Origin of the sequence: Methylophaga sp. UBA3192, from assembly GCA_002363955.1 — a bacterium.
GTDB lineage: Bacteria > Pseudomonadota > Gammaproteobacteria > Nitrosococcales > Methylophagaceae > Methylophaga.
Window position 1 is genome coordinate 59,988 of record DEXE01000004.1, and the last position, 18,051, is coordinate 78,038.

Sequence of the window (18,051 nt, forward strand, 5' to 3'; positions counted from 1 at the left end):
TGATGACTTCTCAATTACCCACCTTATGCGCTGAGCTAACTTACCAAACTGACAGCGCTACCCTGTTTGCTGCCATTCGTGATTTGCCGTGGGCGGTTTTTCTGGATAGCAGCATGACTGAAGGAGAAAACGGGCGCTTTGACATTATTTCAGCGGATCCGTTTATAACCCTGCAAACCCGTGACCAGACAACCGCTATTCAATATCGGAATACTGATTCCAGCCAATCAGCTGAAGATCCTTTTTTATTGCTGCAACAGATTTTGCAACAGTACCCGCAACCATCCAATGAGCTCCCTTTTTGTGGTGGTGCCATTGGGTATTTCGGTTATGACCTCGGCCGCAGAATCGAGAATCTGCCGAGCCTGGCAGTGGATTCCGAACAGATACCGGAAATGGCTGTGGGCATTTATGACTGGGCCGTCATTAATGATCATCAACAGCAGCGCTGCTGGTTAGTCAGTCATGGATTAGATCCCCACACGCAGCAATACTGGCCTGAGCTGTTAAATCGGCTGCAAACACCCGCACAATCAGGTTCCTCAACATTTAACGTGTTTGGTGAATTGCGTTGCAATATGGATCAACAAACCTATCAAACGGCATTTCAGCAAATAAAAAACTATATTACCGAAGGTGACTGTTACCAGGTCAATCTGGCCAAACGCTATGAAATAGAAGCCGATGGCGATCCCTGGACGGCTTATCAGCAATTACGCCAGCAGAATGCTGCCCCCTTTTCGGCATTTATAACCACACCTGACGCGACCATATTAAGCTCATCACCTGAACGATTATTACGTGTCAAAAATAGACAGGTGGAAACCAAACCGATTAAGGGCACTCGTCCACGCGACCTGCAGAATCCCGTGCGCGACAGACTGCTTGCCAGACAATTACAAAACAGCCTTAAGGATCGGGCAGAAAATGTGATGATTGTGGATTTACTCCGCAATGACCTGGGAAAGGTCTGTGAACCGGGTTCAATATCTGTTCCCACACCGTTTGCCCTGGAGTCCTTTGCGACAGTTCATCATCTGGTCAGTACCATCACCGGTGTATTGGCCGAGGATCAGGATGCTGTGAGTCTGTTGAGAGCCTGTTTTCCGGGTGGCTCCATTACCGGTGCGCCAAAAATGCGCGCGATGGAAATCATCGAAGAGCTCGAACCACAACGCCGTGGTGTGTATTGTGGCAGCGTTGCTTATATTGGATTCGATGGCAATATGGACAGTAATATTACTATTCGTACGCTGGTCTTCAGTGATAGACGCCTGCGATTCTGGGCGGGCGGCGGAATTGTTGCTGACTCTGAATTAGCTGCCGAGTATCAGGAAGTGGCGGATAAAGCAGCCGCAATGCTAGGTCTGGTGGAGTCATTACGTTAAATGCACATCGTCAAACTGGGCGGCAGTCTTTATCACACGGCAGAACTCAAATCCTGGTTAGCTCTACTGTCTGACTATTCGCTTCATGATTCGGTGGTGATTGTCCCCGGTGGTGGTCCTTTTGCCGATATGGTTCGCCAGGCCCAGACAATACATCAATTTGATGATCATCATGCTCACCATATGGCACTGTTGGCGATGGCCCAATATGGACTGTTATTACATGCACTGATGCCCACAGCCTTAACCATTCATACCCCAGCTGAAGTGCCGGTAACACCCCAACTGGCTATCTGGCTACCAGATGATCAACTGCTGAAAGCAGATGAAATCACGCAAAATTGGCAGATAACGTCTGACAGCCTTGCCTTGTGGTTTGCCCAGCAATTGCCGAACAGCAAACTCAGCTTAATCAAATGTGTCTCGGTCGATACCGGTGTGATGAGCGAATTGAGTAGCAGGAATATTCTTGATCAGGGTTTTCAGTCACTCTTTCAACAGCGACCAATACCATCGCAGCTAATCCACTATCAAAGACCGAATCTGTTTCCTGATAACGGGCTGGTATTGGAATGAGCGTTGATGAAACCCCATTATCTGCCTCGTTAAACAACGTCATTCATCAATATCTGCGAATGACGGAGTTAACTACGGAGCAACAACAGCAACTGGCTGAACAAGTAACGCTTATCCTTCACACAGCAACGCGTCACAACCAAAAAAACTGGGCAAGCCATATGACCCCGGCCGTTAATGAATTAGCGGCTCTCGGACAGCTTGTGGCTGCTTTGCATCAGGGAAATTTACTGTCACCAGAGCTCTACCCCGAGCTCGGCAACATTGAAAAAGATATTTTTGATTTTTTCTGCCCATTATTCGGACAAAAATCAGGGCATGCTACGCATGGTGGCACTTATGGCAATCTCGATGCTTTATGGCAAGCCCGGAAAAAATTCGGGTTAAACTCAAAACGAGTCTATGCCAGTGAACAGTCTCATTACTCCGTCGTCAAGGCGTGCGACATTCTTGGACTGGATTTACAATTGATTCCAACCAATCCTGAACAGCAGATGGATATTGATGTGCTGAAACAGGCCTGCAGCACTCATGCTCCTATGGCCATTGTGGCAACCGCAGGCACCACCAGTAGTGGTCAGCTGGATGATGTGAGCGCCATCAAAACGATTATTGGGCAATTGCCATGCTGGCTGCATATTGATGCCGCCTGGGGTGGTTTTTTAAGTCTGCTAGAGAACAGTCCGTTAACGGATAAACAGCTCGGTCAGGCCGATTCTGTCTGTTTTGATCCACATAAAAGTTTAGGCCAGCCTCGGCCATGCGGCCTGTTGATGTATCAGCAACCCATAAAAACAATGAGCGTATCCACCCATTATTTAGCCCAGCCACCACGAGATACTTTAGTGGGTTCGTATGGTCCCGAACTATTATTGCCTTTGTGGTTGACCATCAAAACACAGGGTAAAACGGGATTGGCCGGACAAATAGAAACACAGCTTGAGCAGGCAAGACAGTTTGCCGATTATATTAACGAACAGTCAGGCTGGTGGGCGCAATATTCACCCAGTGGAATTGTCTGTTTTACAGCCCCACAACACCACAATTTATCGGATTTAATCGGGAAAGGCATTTTTTCGCTAACTGAACTGGCCGGGAAACCTGTATACCGAGCCGTATTTACCAGCCACACCACTCGGTGTGAGTCATTAATTAACGATCTGGCGCCTTATCTATAATCTGTTTTTGCACGCCGTCATAACGTCGCAGCCACGGTGATACTTTATTCAGTGGAGATGGCCACTTTTTGCTGGATTGTATGGCAACCTCCTGCGATGGATAAACGCCATAAATCAAGGCATACCATACTTTATCTTCACGCAGACTATCAAACACAGCGACATTGCCAGTGAGGGAATGTTTTTTCACAAACCTGTCAATTTCCTCGCGGTCCCACGTCCCCATCAATTGAAAAGTGTAAGCGGTGCTGGATTGCTGCAGAACCCACTGCTTATCCTTCAACTCAGTATCCGCCAATGAATTATCGACTTTTTCAGGCTCAGCAGGTGCTGGATTTAATTCGACAGGGTTTATCTTTGCTTGTGCTGCAGAATTTTCAGAAACCATTGTGTCAGTATCGTTATTCTCTTCGTCTTTATTGGCATTAACAGCGGTAACAGACTCCTCAGGAATTTCCTCTGTTAAGGTCATTTCATCCGCTGAATCAGCAATATTATTTTCTGGCTCAGGCTCTGACGCTAAGGGGAATTCGGTCTCTGCAACGACTTCTGAATCAAACTCTGCAGGGTCAGCTTCCGGCTCAGAAACCGTTTGTTCAAGTTCATCAAGCAACGCCATTAGCTCTAAGCGATCGGCTTCTGCAACACTGGTTAACTGTTCCGGCTCATTTGCTATAACCAAAGGCAGCTCCTCGGTTAAAGCATCATTGCTGACCTCAGCATCCTCAATGGCATTTTTATCCGCAACAAACCAGTCATTAATCTGTTGCTGATAAAACAGTATCATGGCGAACAGGATAGCGACTGGAATCAGTCCAAACCATTTATTCCACCTGAGCTTAATAGCAGGCGTTTTCAGGCTTTGCGGTATTTTGAAGCGGAGCGGAAGCTGCAACTGTCTGGCCTGTCCCTGGCCTAATAAAAATTGATGGGCAAGACGATTGAGTTTGGCAGGAAGGCCGTTTGATTGTCGATGAAAACGCGTTAAGGTTTTCTCATTAAACGGACTATCACCGTTGAACCCAACACCTTGAAGCCGCTGCAATAAATAAGCACCCGTTTCCTGTGCTGGAATGGGACTGAGCATTAATGACTGTATGCGATCATTCTCTAAAGTAATAGCATCCGCCGCAACATCCGCCACGACAGCACGCCATAAATATTTGTCTTCATGCTGCCAGTCAAACCAGACTTTTAATTGCTGACGTAACGGGTCAGCCAGTTTGCTGACATCATCGATCAATAAAACCGGGCGCACCTGTAAAGTTTGCAACTGCTGCAACCGTTGTTGCAAAAGCTGCAGATTGTTACTGCCAAGGGTGCTTTCCTGTGGCGCACCAAATACCTGTAAACATCGGCTGACCATAAACTGAATGGTCAGTGAAGGTTCTGCCTGAATAAAACAAAAGCGCAGATCATCACCGCCAACATTCATTAATGCTTTTAAGGCTGTGGTTTTACCCAAACCATTCGGGCCATACAGTAAAGGGATTTTGTCGCTGGCTCTGAGCAGATGCAATACCAAATCAAGACGCTGCTTGATTTCCGGCCCCAGATACAGACCGGCTTCTCCTACCTCAGTACTAAATGGGTTTGCCTGAAGCGCTAATCTTGAAATGTATTTTGGTTCAGCTGCCGCCGCAGTCATTGCATTTCTCAATTTCCAGCTGTAAATGTAGACAGCGTTTCAGCCAACGCCTTACTGTCATAGTCATCAGAAATAATAGCCTGTCCGATATCGCGTAATAACACTAAACGAATCAGTCCATCCTGAACTTTTTTATCCACCGCCATCAGATCCATAAAGTCAGCAGAGCTTAACTGACCCGGAACTGTAATGGGCAAGTTTGCCTTTATCATAATGGTGCGAATCCGGTTAACCTTATCATCGTTAAGCCATCCCATACGTTGTGATAAATCGGCAGCCATTACCATGCCAATCGCGATCGCTTCACCGTGCAGACAATGCCCATAACCACAGCCGGTTTCAATGGCATGGCCAAAGGTATGACCAAGATTCAACAATGCTCTGACACCCTGTTCGCGTTCATCATCTGCGACAATCGTGGCCTTATCCTGACAGGATCGTGCAATCGCCTGCGCTAATGCGGCAGGATCCCGTGCCACCAGTAACGGCATATTCTGTTCCAGCCAGTCAAAAAATTCAGCATCATTAATCAGCCCGTATTTTATGACTTCAGCCAGCCCGGAAGACAATTGTCTGTCATCCAAGGTGTTCAGCGTCGCAGTATCTGCCAGCACACACTGAGGTTGATAGAATGCGCCGATCATATTTTTGCCCAGGGGATGATTGACCGCTGTTTTGCCTCCCACAGAAGAATCGACTTGTGAGAGCAATGTAGTGGGAACCTGAATAAACGGCACACCTCGCTGATAACAGGCAGCTGCAAAGCCCGCCATATCTCCGATAACGCCACCGCCCAAAGCAACTATTGTGACCTGACGGGACATTCGGGTTTCCAGTAAGCGATCAAAAATCCGCTGCATGACTTCCAGCGTTTTATATTGTTCACCGTCAGGCAAAATAGCGACGTCAACCCGATAGTCAGCTAAAGCGGTTTTCACGGTATCCAGATACAATGGCGCCACGGTTTCATTGGTAACGATCAGCACTTCCTTGCCTCGAATATGCGCACTATATAAGCTGCTCTCAGCAAGCAAATCTTCACCGATATAAATTGGGTAACTGCGATCACCGAGCGCAACCTGGAGCGTATTCATCATAGTCAGATATCTTTTGTTTTTAATTGTTGTAGCTGTTTTATAACGGCATTTACGGTTCGTGTCACAGACTGATCACCTGTTTGCAGGACCACATCAGCCACTTCCCGATATAAGGGGTCACGTTGAGCCATAAGTTGTTTAATTTGCTGTCGACGATCGCCCACTTGTAACAGGGGTCGGCTGGTATCTCTTGATGTACGACGGTACAGCTGTTCTGCTGAAGCCGCCAGATAGACAACCATGCCACGCGCCAGATTCTGACGATTTGTTTCCGAAAGCACTGCTCCACCGCCGGTAGCAAGGACTATATTATCCATCGCCGTGAGTTCATCAATAATTTTTTGTTCACGTTCTCTGAAACCCGCCTCACCTTCCATTTCAAAAATCCAGGAAATAGACACGCCGGTGCGTTTTTCAATCTCACGATCGCTATCAAAAAACTTTCGATGCAGCTTTTTGGCAAGCTGTCGACCAATAGTAGACTTTCCAGACCCCATTGGTCCCACCAGAAATATATTACCTGAAATCACGCGGCTTATGACTCAACTGTTTATCATGAAAAAAAACCGGATCGACAGGCCTTCGTCGATCCGGTTTTTTATCTTAACTGAAAAAGCTGGATTTAATAATCCATACCTTCCTTAATAATTTTTGGTGTCACAAATACCAGCAATTCACGCTGCCGGTTTTCATTCAGATCAGTTTTGAACAGGAATCCGACATAAGGCAGATCACCAAAGAATGGGACCCGTGTTGAAGACTGCGTCGAAGTTTGCTCATAAATCCCCCCCAGAACGACCGTTTCGCCATTGTCTACCAATACCTGAGTACGAACACTACGGGTATCAATACTGGGCACGCCGAGGAAAATCTCACCCACTTCATCTTTGTTTACTTCCAGATCCATCACAATACGATCATCCGGCGTGATTTGCGGTGTGACATCCAGTTTTAACAACGCTTCTTTAAACGAAACGGAGGTTGCCCCACTTGAAGATGCTTCCTGATAAGGAATCTCCGTACCCTGCTCGATAGTCGCTTGTTTCTGATTTGAGGTAATTACCCGTGGGCTGGACACTATCTCACCTTTACCCTCTTCCTGCATTGCAGACAATTCCAGCTCCAGCACCGCACCCAAAGGTAATTTCGCCAGGGCCAGAGCAATGGTTCCGGCTGGATTGGCTACGGGCAAGTTCACATTCAAGTCCTGCCCACGCACACCGGTAGAGTTTGTGGGTATCACAGAATTGTTATTTGTAGCAGGAACCTGAAGCCCTTCCAGTGAACCAGAAGTACCTGCTCCCAGCGTTCCGCTTCGGGCAGAAGAACCAAAGCGCACACCAAGTTCCTTGGCAAAATCGTTATTCGCAATAACAATCCGCGATTCAATTAATACCTGTCGTACCGGAATATCCAGCTTTTCGATTAATTTACGCACATCGGCCAGATTACTGGCGGTATCACGCAGCAATAAAGAGTTTGTCCGCTGGTCAACCACCACACTGCCACGTTCTGAAAGGAAACCACCTGCGGAGCTTCCAGCCGTACTCTGGCCTTGGGTAGTGGTCAGAATCTCCGCCATTTCTGATGCCTTGGCAAAATTGACCTCAAATATTTCAGAATAAAGCGGCTCCAGCTCTACTAATTGATTTCTTGCCTCAAGTTCCTGTTTTTCTCGCGCAGCAATTTCTGCCGCTGGCGCAATCAGCATGACGTTGCCATTCTGACGCATTCCCAGCCCTTTGGTTTTCAGGATGATATCCAGGGCTTGATCCCAGGGAACATTTTTCAATCTTAACGTCAGATTACCGGTCACGGTGTCACTGGTGACCAGATTCATCCCATTGAAATCCGCCAATAGCTGTAATACGGCTCTTACTTCAATATTCTGAAAATTCAGTGAGAGTTTTTCACCTTCAAAGCCAAACTCGCTACCCGAAGACTCCGCAGCAGTTTGTTCAGCAATGGGTTTTACTTCAACTACCAGCATATCGCCTGACTGATAAGCAAGATGTTCAAACTTACCGGTGGTTGTCAAAATCAGCTGTGTACCGTTGCTGGTTTGAATACTGTCAATTAAATGCACGGGAGTGGCAAAGTCCATCACATCCAGTCGGCGCTTTAATTTGTCCGGTAAATTTACCCCCGGTAAATCCACAATCAAATCCCCACGTTCACGGCGCACTTCCAATGAGGTATTTTCATTTTGCAAAGCCACCATTAATCTGGCCTCGCCCTGTTCACCGCGTCGGAAATCGATATCCGTAACTGAATTGCCCCCCCTGGAAGCAACTGCTGAATCAGGTCGTGTACTTGCCACGCTGGTATTGTCATTTAACATCACTTTTACAACGTTACCTTCAACTTCAACCTGATAAGGCAGCTTACGTAATAAATTAATGACCATACGTGTACGTTCGCCAGCTTCAACCGTTGCGATACTGCGTGTTTGTCCACTGTTTATCTGTTTGGTTGTCTCACTCAGTTTATTGCTGACACCTCTGAAATCCAGGACGATGCGAGCGGGTTCATCCGTCGCAAAACTTTCTGGCGTTTCTACCGCTTCAGAAAATGTCAGCGTTACCAGGCCTTTATTTCCTGAAAGTGATGAATAATCCAGTGACTGCAATTCATTTGCCGACGCAAAACCACTGATAAGAAATAATGAGAGCATCCCCAGACTGGACCGCCACCGTTCAAATAGAGTTTTGTCTGACGTTGCCGTGACTTGACGCCGTGTGATTGTCATTCCGTATTTACTCATCATTTTCTGGCCCTTAATTTATCTCTACGACGGATACTGTCGTCTCACGCTCGTTGTAGCCGTTTCCTTCAGGAACGATTTCCTTTAATGTCAACTGTGTTTCACTGATTGCAACAATCTGGCCATGGTTCCGCCCCATATAATTACCAATTTGCACGCGATGTATTGTGCTGTCCGGAGCCCGGATTAATGCCCATAAGCTTTCCTGTTCCAGAGTACCGACATATTGCAGGTCGCTCAGAGAATAATTTTCCAGAACTTCCCTTCTGCGATTTTCATTAGGTTGAATACCGTTATCAACCACTTTTTCAGGTTCCGGCTCTGGAACATCAATGACTGTAGGAACAAATGGGTCACGTAATTCAGATGCTGCATAGCTGAATTTTTCATAGGGTTTCATTACCGGGATTGGCGGAATATCCACTACCTGCCGGGCTTTCACTTCTGCCACATAGGTTTGCAGATCATCTTTTGGCGGGGAGCAGGCTGCCAGCATAAAGGTAATGGACAGCAGAATGACGTTGCGGATAAATGTTTGAGTTGTCATGGACATATTCATTATCAGTTACCTTGCTCGTCAAAGTAACGATACGTCTTGGCGGTAATATCCATGGTCATATTGCCGTTGGCTGTTAATGGTCCCATTTTGAAGTTATGCATAGTCACAATACGTGGCAGTGCCGCTATTCCACTAATAAATTCAGCAAACTGATGATAGGAACCAGTGACCCGCATAGTGATTGGCAGCTCTATATAAAAATCGATAGGCCGTTCTTCTTCGGGTTTGAATAATTCAAATTCCAATCCATTCACCAAACCTGTTCTGGAAATATCTACCAGTAGATCAGCTACCTCACTTTTACGGGGTAACTGCTGCAACATGGAAGCAAAAGAAACTTCCATTTCTTTCATCTGCTCTTTATATGCTTCCAGATTAACGGCTTTACTTTGTTTTACTTCAAAGCTTGTACGCAGTTCAGTTTCAGTTTGTTCAAGTCGTGCCAGTTCAGTACGCTTATCTTTAATCAGGAAGTAATAACCTCCACCCCAGATCACTGCACAAATCAGCAAGGCGGCAACGATTTTTCCAACCAGCGGCCATTCGCCGCTTTCATTGAAATCAATATCATTAACTGAAGGGATATCCACGCCTATTGCTCCTCATTCGTTTCAGGTTTGGACTCAGTAACTTCCAAAGTAAATTGACGAATTGCATCATCGCGGGTAGATGTACGCTGAACAACACGAAGTTTTGATTCACTAAACTCCGGATCCTTATCCAGTTGATTCATAAATACAGATACCCTGGCGTTGGTTTGTGCAACTCCCTGCACAATCAATTTATCGCCTTCGCGGCTTAAAACTTGAAGATGAATTCCTTCCGGAACTGTTCTAACCACCGAATCAAACACTTTCACAACTTTTGGTCGACTCTGTTGCAAGTCTTGAATCACCCGCATCCTGGCCAGTAGCCGATCACGTTTTTTCTCTAAGTCCTGAATTTCTTTGATCTGAATATCTAATTTGGTGATTTCCTGTTGCAGATAATTATTACGTTGATTTTGTTTATCCAGCAGTCCGTTCATATAGCTGGTAAAAACATAAAAAACCAATATCGCAAATGCCAGTGTGAGTCCCATTACGACATAAAACTGTTGCTGTCTTTCCTGGCGCTTTTCTTCACGCCATGGCAGAAGATTAATATGTGCCATTAGTCAAAGCTCCTCATGGCCAGCCCACACGCTATCATCATCGATGGGGCATCATTACTAATCGCCTGTACTTTGACTCGAGAGCCTAAAGCCATATCCGTAAATGGATTGGCCACCGATGTAGAAGTACCCGTTTCCGCCTCGACAATTTGATCAACACCTTCGATTGAGGCACAACCACCAGCAATAATGATGTGGTCTATGGATTGATACTGACTGGAGGCGGAAAAGAAGAATTGCAGGGCGCGGGTAATAGTGACGGCCATGGATCGTTTGAAGGGCTCAAGCACTTTAGGCTGATAATCATCCGGTAAGCTGCCATCTTTTTTGGCACGCCCCGCCTCCTGATAAGACATGCCATAGTAACGCTCAATATCCTCAGTGAGCATTCGACCACCAAAGGTCTGTTCCCGGGTAAAAACGATTTTGCCATTGACCAGTACGTGCAGTGTGGTCACGTTTGCCCCGACATCTGCAACGGCAACGGTTAAACCATTTCCCTGATTGGGTAATTGCCTGGCGATTAATGAAAAAGCATTTTCAACGGTATACGCTTCAACATCAACCAGGCGAGGCTTAAGTCCGGCTTTTTCCAATACATCAGTGCGGGCATCAACATTTTCCCGCCGTGAAGCGGCCAGTAACACATCTACGGCATCGGCATCCGCGGCCGAAGGCCCCAGAATTTCAAAATCCAGTCGAACTTCATCCAGTGGGTAAGGGATATAGTTTTCAGCTTCCAGCATCACATTTTCTTCCATATCCCGCTCTGATATCGAGGCGGGAAAGGAAACCACTTTGGTAATGGCTGAGTTTGCCGAAACCGCTACGGCGGCATCTTTGGATTTAGTACCTGAACGTTTCACCGCACGTTTTATCGCGCCGGCAACTTCGTCACTGTTTTCAATTCGTCCTTCTACCACAGCATTGACCGGTAAAGGCTCTACCGCATACGATTCGACGGTGTAACGATCACCCCGTTTATTAAGTTCCAACAGCTTCACAACTGAAGAACTGATGTCTATCCCTAGTAAAGGGGATTTTTTACGTCCAAACATGCATCGCCCCAATTCCATCGAAATGATGTGTGAAGTACACTTACCTTTGTAAGTTAAAGTAGTTTATTAACAATTACCAGGATGTCAACAACTAAAAATGTGACATCTTCCCGAAAAGTGATTAACTGGCATTATTACGATGTTTATATATACTCTACGGTTTTATTTTTTGCGAACCAAATAATCCAATGTCGCGACTTGTGTCACGCCTTTTTAAATGGGGCTTTACCTTTTTCATAGCTGGCCTGCTGTTTATCGCTGTCGTCTATCTGTTTTTATCTCCCAAACTGCCAAACGCAGAATCGTTGCGCACGGTGCAGTTGCAGATACCTTTACGTATTTTCAGTGAAGAAGGTCTGCTGATGGCAGAGTTTGGCGAAAAACGTCGTATACCTGTCACTTACGAAAACATTCCTCCTAAACTTATTGAAGCGTTTCTGGCTGCTGAAGATGATCGTTTTTTCCAGCATCCGGGGGTGGATTATCAAGGCTTGCTTCGGGCCGCTTATTCTTTGGCACTGACGGGTGAAAAAGCCCAGGGTGGCAGCACTATCACCATGCAGGTGGCACGTAATTTTTTCTTAAGTAACGAAAAAACCTATTTGCGCAAAATCAATGAAATCTTTCTGTCACTTGAAATAGAAAATATTCTGTCTAAAGAAGAAATTCTGGCTTTGTATCTGAATAAAATATTTCTGGGACATCGCTCATATGGCGTTGGGGCAGCTGCAGAAGTCTATTACGGAAAAAAACTCGAAGACTTGACGCTCGCGCAAATGGCCATGATAGCGGGATTGCCCAAAGCCCCCTCAACGACCAACCCGATTACCTCGCCCGAAAGGGCTCTCGATCGTCGAAATTATGTGCTGAGAAGAATGCTGGATGTCGGTTTCATCACACAAGCCGAGTATCAGCAAGCACTTAAAGAAGATGTAAGTGCTCGCTATCATGGACGCGAAATAGAAGTCTATGCACCGTATGTTGCCGAAATGGTCCGAACTTACCTGGTCGCCGAATATGGTGAAGAAATCTATGAAAACGGTATTCGCGTATTTACCACCATTAAAGCCAAACATCAGCAGGCGGCAACAAAAGCATTACAGGATGCCTTGCTGGCTTATGACAAACGCCATGGTTATCGGGAACCAGCGGCCAAGGTAGAACTGAGCGAACTGCCGGATTTGGCCGCATCGGAACTGCATCTGAAAGATTATTCCATTATCGGCTCAATCAGCCCGGCCTTAGTGCTCAGTATCGAAGACAACATTGCCCAGGTATTTGTAAAACGCTTCGGGCAAATCGAATTACCTTTTTCAGCCGTCAGCTGGGCGCAACCACAGCTCAGTGCCAACAGTATGGGAAAAAAACCACAAACCATAGCGGATGTATTGTCTGTGGGCGATATCATCTATCTACGAGCTTTAGAAGATGATGCATGGCAGTTGACGCAAATCCCGGAAGTACAGGGTGCTTTGGTTTCACTTGCATCAGAAGATGGTGCCATTACTGCTTTGCAAGGCGGCTTTGATTTCTTTCAGAATAAATTCAACCGGGTGACACAATCAAAACGTCAACCCGGCTCAGGCTTCAAACCCTTTGTCTATTCTGCCGCTCTGGAAAAAGGGTATACCGCCGCTACCGTGGTCAACGATGCACCCGTTGTATTTGATGATCCTGGTCTTGAAAATGTCTGGCGCCCCGAAAATTACAGTGGACGCTTTTTTGGACCAACTCGCCTTAGAGAAGCGCTTACCCACTCACGAAATTTAGTTTCTATTCGCCTGTTAAGAGATATCGGCATCGCCTACACGGTGGATTACGTACAGCGTTTTGGGTTTAAACCGGATCAGGTGCCACCAAACCTTTCTATAGCGTTAGGAAGTGGTAACGCTGCACCATTAGATATGGCCCGCGCTTACGCAACATTGGCTAACGGCGGTCACTTGGTGGATCCTTATGTGATTTCCCGTGTAGAAAATACAGCAGGCGAGATTTTAATGCAGACCAAACCGCAGAAGGTTTGCGATAGCTGTGCTGTTCCCAATGAAGATATAACTGAAGAAGAAGCGTTAATGCAGGCTGAGTTATTAGGGTTTTATCCTGCTAAACAGGTTATCACGCCGCAAAATGCCTATATTATTAACAGCATGCTGCGTGATGTTGTGAAGTTCGGCACGGGTCGTCAGGCCTTGAGTTTGAATCGAAATGATTTGGCCGGAAAAACCGGCACAACCAATGATCAACTTGATGCCTGGTTCAATGGTTATAACCCGGATTTAGTTGCTATCGGTTGGGTTGGTTTTGATAACCCTCGAACGCTTGGCCGTTATGAAACGGGTGGCCGTGCTGCGTTGCCAATGTGGATTGATTTTATGCGTATTGCTCTGGAAGATCAGCCTGAACACGCCTTTGAACAGCCAGTGGACATGGTCACCGTTCGAATAGATACTGAAACAGGATTATTGGCCCGCCCGGGCGATCAGAATGCTATCTACGAATCCTTCCATAAGGATAATGTTCCTGCAATGCGTGGAGGCAGCAGTTCAAGTCGTGACGAGGATGATTCACTCATTGATCTGTTCTGAATACGACCCTTACCCTCCCGGCACACAAATCTGCCGACGGTAAGGCCTGTTATTTTTAAACAGTGATCGTTGAAGAGCAACAGGCCTGACACCACACCTTATAGCGAGTATTGGAATTAACGCACTTGCGTTCTCAACAGGGACAACCTGAAACTGCTCTGTTGCAAAGCCAGGAGCAAAGAGAAATTAACGAATACGCTTGGCCAATTGTCCAGGTTGCAACTCGTCATTAGGATAATGACCATTCAGTAAACGTAGCTGTTGGATTGGGCTATTGCTAATCCGGGTCGAAGCAGCCCAGCTTGCATAACTATCATTTTTGCTAACCTGTACGACTTCTATACGCTGTGCTTTGGCAAGATGTTTTTCATCATCACGTAATGCATGAAAACTCATTACCGTTTCACGGAAGCTGGCATCAAAACGTTTAAAATCCCCAGCGGCTTTAGTCGTGGCGATAAAAATAAATGCCTGTTCACGTAAATACATGACCGCAACACGAACGGTTTTGCCTTGAGCAGCTGCCAAGCCGGTATATCCCTGAAGACCATTGCTGGTGATAGGTTCTCCACTCTTCAGATCTTTAATATTCAACCGATCCCGGATAAATTCAGCAGGACTCTGTTTACGATTAAGATCAGATACACCCATTTCAATAATCGCTGAACCCTGAGGTGCAACAGCTCGCAGGCTGGAAGGGTTATTTTGAATATGCCAATTTACTGGAAAACTCAACGCAAATTGCATTTCACCATGATAGAAATTTCTACCTGAACGAATTCCCTGTGATTCACTGTCGCCAAACACCATGCCATCAATACGCTTCAAATAGCGCTCAGCGCCTTCAACACCTTCTGATGTTTTATATCGATCTGCTGCCTTAACCACTTCCTGCAGCCGAGTGTCATTATCAGGATGTGAAGCAAAGAGGCCATGGTATCCCTGATAATCCTGCCCCTGTTTTTTAGCTTCCGCTTCAGCAAAGGTTGCCTGATCTTTTAATACTCCAATCACATTAATCATTGCCTGGGGGTTATAACCAGAGCGGGCCAGATATTCTGCGCCAAGTCTATCCGACTCCAGTTCATGCTCACGGCCATAACCGCTGAGCAAGGCGCCACCAAACAAATTAAACAAATCCTGGGCACCTGCCGTGCGTAATCCAGGAACTAATATTGCACCAAGGGTATAGCCTAAATTAGCCGCCTGTGCGGCACTTTGCTGGCGCACACCATGTCTTGCAGTAACGTGGCCTATTTCATGCCCTAACACGGCGGCCAGTTCAGCTTCAGAATTCAGATAAGACATCAAGCCGCGGGTGATATAGATGTAACCGCCAGGTAAAGCAAACGCATTGATAACCGGTGAATCCAGCACAGTAAAGCGATAAACCAGATCATCTCTATGACTGACTGCGGCAAGTCTTTGCCCTATATCCTGAACATATCTCTGCAACGCTTCATCTTCATACAAACCGTATTCTTTAACGATTTGCGGATGATAGGTACGTCCCATTTCCAGTTCTTTGTTTTCGCTGAACATCACAAAGTCCTGGCCACCAGTGACCGGATTCTGTGCACAACCTGATAAAAGCCCCAGAAACAACAAAGCCCCTGTCAATCGACAGAGGCTTTTGTATGTGGTGTTGATGATATTCATCAGTATCTCCGGCAAGTTGCCCGCAAGATTACTTTCCGTATTTTTGACGGAATTTATCAACACGGCCGGCGCTATCAAGCATTTTCTGTTTGCCGGTGTAGAACGGGTGACATTCTGAGCATACATCCAGCGTCAGGTCATTGCCGCGTGTTGAACGGGTTTTGAAGCTGTTACCGCAGCTGCAGGTAACATTGATTTCGCTATAATCTGGATGGATATCCGCTTTCATATCTGTTCTCGCCAATAATAATGTTTGCCTGACAAACACACTTTATATGTTTGCCCTTTCTGAACCGTGTAATTCTACTGATCCATCGGCTTTTCAGCAAGCCTTAAATAAGTATTTATTTTTACTACGACTTTTGAGCAACTAACATTGCCTGATTACGCCAGCCTTGTCTCGTATCCCCCAGTAAAGCCTCTTCACGATAAACTCTGATCCTGAGACTGGCAAACAAGTCCAACAGTTCATTATCTGCCAATAAAAATTCTGGGTTTTGCGGCCCCTTGTTATCGGGCTTGTCGCGGCAGAACGTCTGATAAAACACTAATCCATCAGGCTTTAATGCATTAACAATATGCTGGCATAACGGACGATCCAGAAATTGACTGATCACAATCACATCAAAACTCTCAGGAGCCGGAGGCATTATGGAAACATCACGTTGCTCGATACTCAAATCAAGCTGACGTCTTTCGGCTTCTATTGAGAGCTTTGCTAACGCCTCGCCGCTGATATCCCAAGCCTGGACCTGTAAACCAAGACTGGCCATTAATAAAGCATTGGCTCCCAAACCACAGGCTAAATCCACCACATTTCCGTGTCCGGGTAATAAATGCTGATTTTGCTGTAATACCCAGGCTGGTTCAGGATAATTACCAACCGGCTCACGGTAACGTTTATCCCACTTTTGTTGAATACCAGTCATCTAACGACGCCAGAATGCAGGGGTCAATACAACTAACAAAGTGAAAATTTCCAAACGGCCCAATAACATAGCGACACATAAAACCCATTTCGAGGTGGCATTAATCTGACCGAAATTTGCCCCTACATCACCCAAGCCGGGCCCCAGATTATTCAAACACGCCGTTACTGCGGAAAATGACGTGACAACATCAAGTCCTGTCGCCATCAACATCAAATGCATGATACTGAAACAGAAAACATACAGGGCAAAGAAGCCCCAGACCGCCCCAACCACCTTAGAAGGTAAAGCCTTGCCATTGACCTTGATAGCAAATACCGCATTGGGATGAATCAACCGTAATACTTCACGATACCCCTGCTTGAACAGCAGCATGGCACGGATAACCTTAATGCCTCCCCCCGTGGAGAAAGCACACCCGCCAATATAGCTGGTCATCAACAATAAAATCGGCAGAAAACCGGGCCATAAATAATAATCTGTCGTGGTAAAACCGGCTGTCGTACCAATCGAAACTGCCTGAAAAATGCCATGATGCGCCGAGGTCCAGCCATCATCAAAAGTGCCGGTAAAATATAGGTAACTTGCTGTTATCAGAGAGATAATAAACATAATACTTAAAAAGACTTTCAGCTCAGAGTCTCTCAAATAATGCATCAGACTACGATGTCGCCAGGCCAGAAAATGCAGCGAAAAGTTCATCGCTGAAATCAGCATGAACGCCACAGCAATCATTTCAATGGTGGCGCTGTTAAAGAAGCCCATACTGGCATCATGGGTAGAAAAACCGCCTATAGCGACAGTAGAAAAACTGTGGCCTATAGCATCAAACCAAGTCATTCCCGCCCAACGATAAGCGATGGCACAGGCGACTGTTAAGCTTAAATAGATATACCAGAGTGCTTTGGCGGTTTCGGTAATACGCGGGGTTAATTTGGCATCTTTCATCGGCCCTGGGGTTTCAGCCCGATAAAGCTGCATACCACCGACACCTAATAAAGGCAGAATAGCCACCGCCAATACGACAATACCCATACCGCCCAACCATTGCAGAAACTGACGATAAAACAATACGGCTTCCGGCAAAGTGTCCAGCCCCACCAACACTGTTGCACCGGTGGTGGTTAGACCCGACATTGACTCAAATACGGAATCGGTAATGCTCATTTGAGGCGATTCCGTCAAATAAAACGGTAACGCTCCGGAAAAGCCCAAGGCAATCCAGAACATGACAACCACAATAAAACCATCACGGATTTTCAGCTCTTTTTGATGCTTTCTGGCTGGCAACCAAAGTAACAGACCGGTACTGACCAATATTACGAATGCCGTTAAAAATGCCGTAGCAGCCCCATCATCGAACCACAAGGAAACCAGTACAGGAGGTAACATCGTAATACTGAATAAACTCAGTAAGATGCCCAGAATGCGCTGGATAGTGAGTAATTGCATATCAG

At 46.2% G+C, this 18,051-nt stretch carries 16 protein-coding genes; 4 read left to right on the forward strand and 12 right to left on the reverse strand.

Annotation, left to right across the window (positions count from 1 at the left end; translation table 11 throughout):
* Positions 1–2: 2 nt before the first annotated feature.
* Genes pabB through B2337_RS06035 form a run of 3 tightly spaced genes read left to right on the forward strand, consistent with a single transcriptional unit; the run spans position 3 to position 3,142 of the window.
* Positions 3–1,388, forward strand: coding sequence for an aminodeoxychorismate synthase component I (gene pabB, locus B2337_RS06025; RefSeq protein ID WP_292414705.1), 1,386 nt, complete (start codon positions 3–5; stop codon positions 1,386–1,388).
* Complete coding sequence (locus B2337_RS06030) at positions 1,389–1,964, forward strand: delta 1-pyrroline-5-carboxylate synthetase (RefSeq protein ID WP_292414704.1); 576 nt, start codon at positions 1,389–1,391, stop codon at positions 1,962–1,964. It abuts the gene before it with no gap.
* Positions 1,961–3,142, forward strand: coding sequence for a pyridoxal phosphate-dependent decarboxylase family protein (locus tag B2337_RS06035; protein WP_292414703.1), 1,182 nt, complete (start codon positions 1,961–1,963; stop codon positions 3,140–3,142). Before B2337_RS06030 ends, B2337_RS06035 begins: the two co-directional genes overlap by 4 nt.
* On the opposite strand, the gene B2337_RS06040 is transcribed toward B2337_RS06035, so the two are convergent.
* The 8 genes from B2337_RS06040 to B2337_RS06075 all read right to left on the reverse strand — a co-directional run bounded on the left by B2337_RS06040 (position 3,117) and on the right by B2337_RS06075 (position 11,421).
* Positions 3,117–4,790 (reverse strand): SPOR domain-containing protein, encoded by a 1,674-nt coding sequence (locus tag B2337_RS06040; RefSeq protein WP_292414702.1) that lies wholly within the window; start codon positions 4,788–4,790, stop codon positions 3,117–3,119. The two genes, B2337_RS06035 and B2337_RS06040, sit on opposite strands and share 26 nt — an antisense overlap.
* Positions 4,791–4,798: 8 nt before the next feature.
* Complete coding sequence (aroB, locus tag B2337_RS06045; protein ID WP_292361384.1) at positions 4,799–5,884, reverse strand: 3-dehydroquinate synthase; 1,086 nt, start codon at positions 5,882–5,884, stop codon at positions 4,799–4,801.
* A 5-nt stretch (positions 5,885–5,889) separates the two neighbouring features.
* Positions 5,890–6,417, reverse strand: a complete 528-nt coding sequence (gene aroK / locus B2337_RS06050) for a shikimate kinase AroK (protein WP_292414701.1) — start codon at positions 6,415–6,417, stop codon at positions 5,890–5,892.
* Between the two features lie 92 nt (positions 6,418–6,509).
* The gene (gene pilQ / locus B2337_RS06055; protein ID WP_292414700.1) at positions 6,510–8,636 is read right to left on the reverse strand and encodes a type IV pilus secretin PilQ; all 2,127 of its coding nucleotides are present in this window, start codon (positions 8,634–8,636) and stop codon (positions 6,510–6,512) included.
* A 28-nt stretch (positions 8,637–8,664) separates the two neighbouring features.
* Entirely contained in the window at positions 8,665–9,198 is a 534-nt protein-coding gene (locus B2337_RS06060; RefSeq protein WP_292361240.1) for a pilus assembly protein PilP, read from the reverse strand.
* 14 nt (positions 9,199–9,212) lie between these two features.
* Positions 9,213–9,800, reverse strand: coding sequence for a type 4a pilus biogenesis protein PilO (locus B2337_RS06065; protein ID WP_292361241.1), 588 nt, complete (start codon positions 9,798–9,800; stop codon positions 9,213–9,215).
* Positions 9,801–9,802: 2 nt separating this feature from the next.
* Entirely contained in the window at positions 9,803–10,363 is a 561-nt protein-coding gene (locus B2337_RS06070; protein WP_292414699.1) for a PilN domain-containing protein, read from the reverse strand.
* Positions 10,363–11,421, reverse strand: coding sequence for a pilus assembly protein PilM (locus B2337_RS06075; RefSeq protein WP_292361243.1), 1,059 nt, complete (start codon positions 11,419–11,421; stop codon positions 10,363–10,365). The genes B2337_RS06070 and B2337_RS06075 overlap by 1 nt, the downstream gene beginning before the upstream one ends.
* Positions 11,422–11,621: 200 nt before the next feature.
* Here B2337_RS06075 and B2337_RS06080 point away from each other — a divergent pair, with 200 nt between their 5' ends.
* The gene (locus B2337_RS06080; protein ID WP_292414698.1) at positions 11,622–14,006 is read left to right on the forward strand and encodes a penicillin-binding protein 1A; all 2,385 of its coding nucleotides are present in this window, start codon (positions 11,622–11,624) and stop codon (positions 14,004–14,006) included.
* A 186-nt stretch (positions 14,007–14,192) separates the two neighbouring features.
* Here the strand turns inward: B2337_RS06080 and B2337_RS06085 are convergent, their stop codons facing one another.
* The 4 genes from B2337_RS06085 to B2337_RS06100 all read right to left on the reverse strand — a co-directional run bounded on the left by B2337_RS06085 (position 14,193) and on the right by B2337_RS06100 (position 18,046).
* Entirely contained in the window at positions 14,193–15,665 is a 1,473-nt protein-coding gene (locus tag B2337_RS06085) for a M48 family metalloprotease (RefSeq protein WP_292361245.1), read from the reverse strand.
* A 28-nt stretch (positions 15,666–15,693) separates the two neighbouring features.
* Positions 15,694–15,894, reverse strand: a complete 201-nt coding sequence (gene rpmE, locus B2337_RS06090) for a 50S ribosomal protein L31 (RefSeq protein WP_014705308.1) — start codon at positions 15,892–15,894, stop codon at positions 15,694–15,696.
* A gap of 124 nt (positions 15,895–16,018) precedes the next feature.
* Complete coding sequence (locus tag B2337_RS06095) at positions 16,019–16,594, reverse strand: class I SAM-dependent methyltransferase (RefSeq protein ID WP_292361246.1); 576 nt, start codon at positions 16,592–16,594, stop codon at positions 16,019–16,021.
* Positions 16,595–18,046: a TrkH family potassium uptake protein gene (locus tag B2337_RS06100; RefSeq protein ID WP_292361247.1), complete on the reverse strand. Its 1,452-nt coding sequence runs from the start codon at positions 18,044–18,046 to the stop codon at positions 16,595–16,597.
* Positions 18,047–18,051 lie beyond the last annotated feature (5 nt).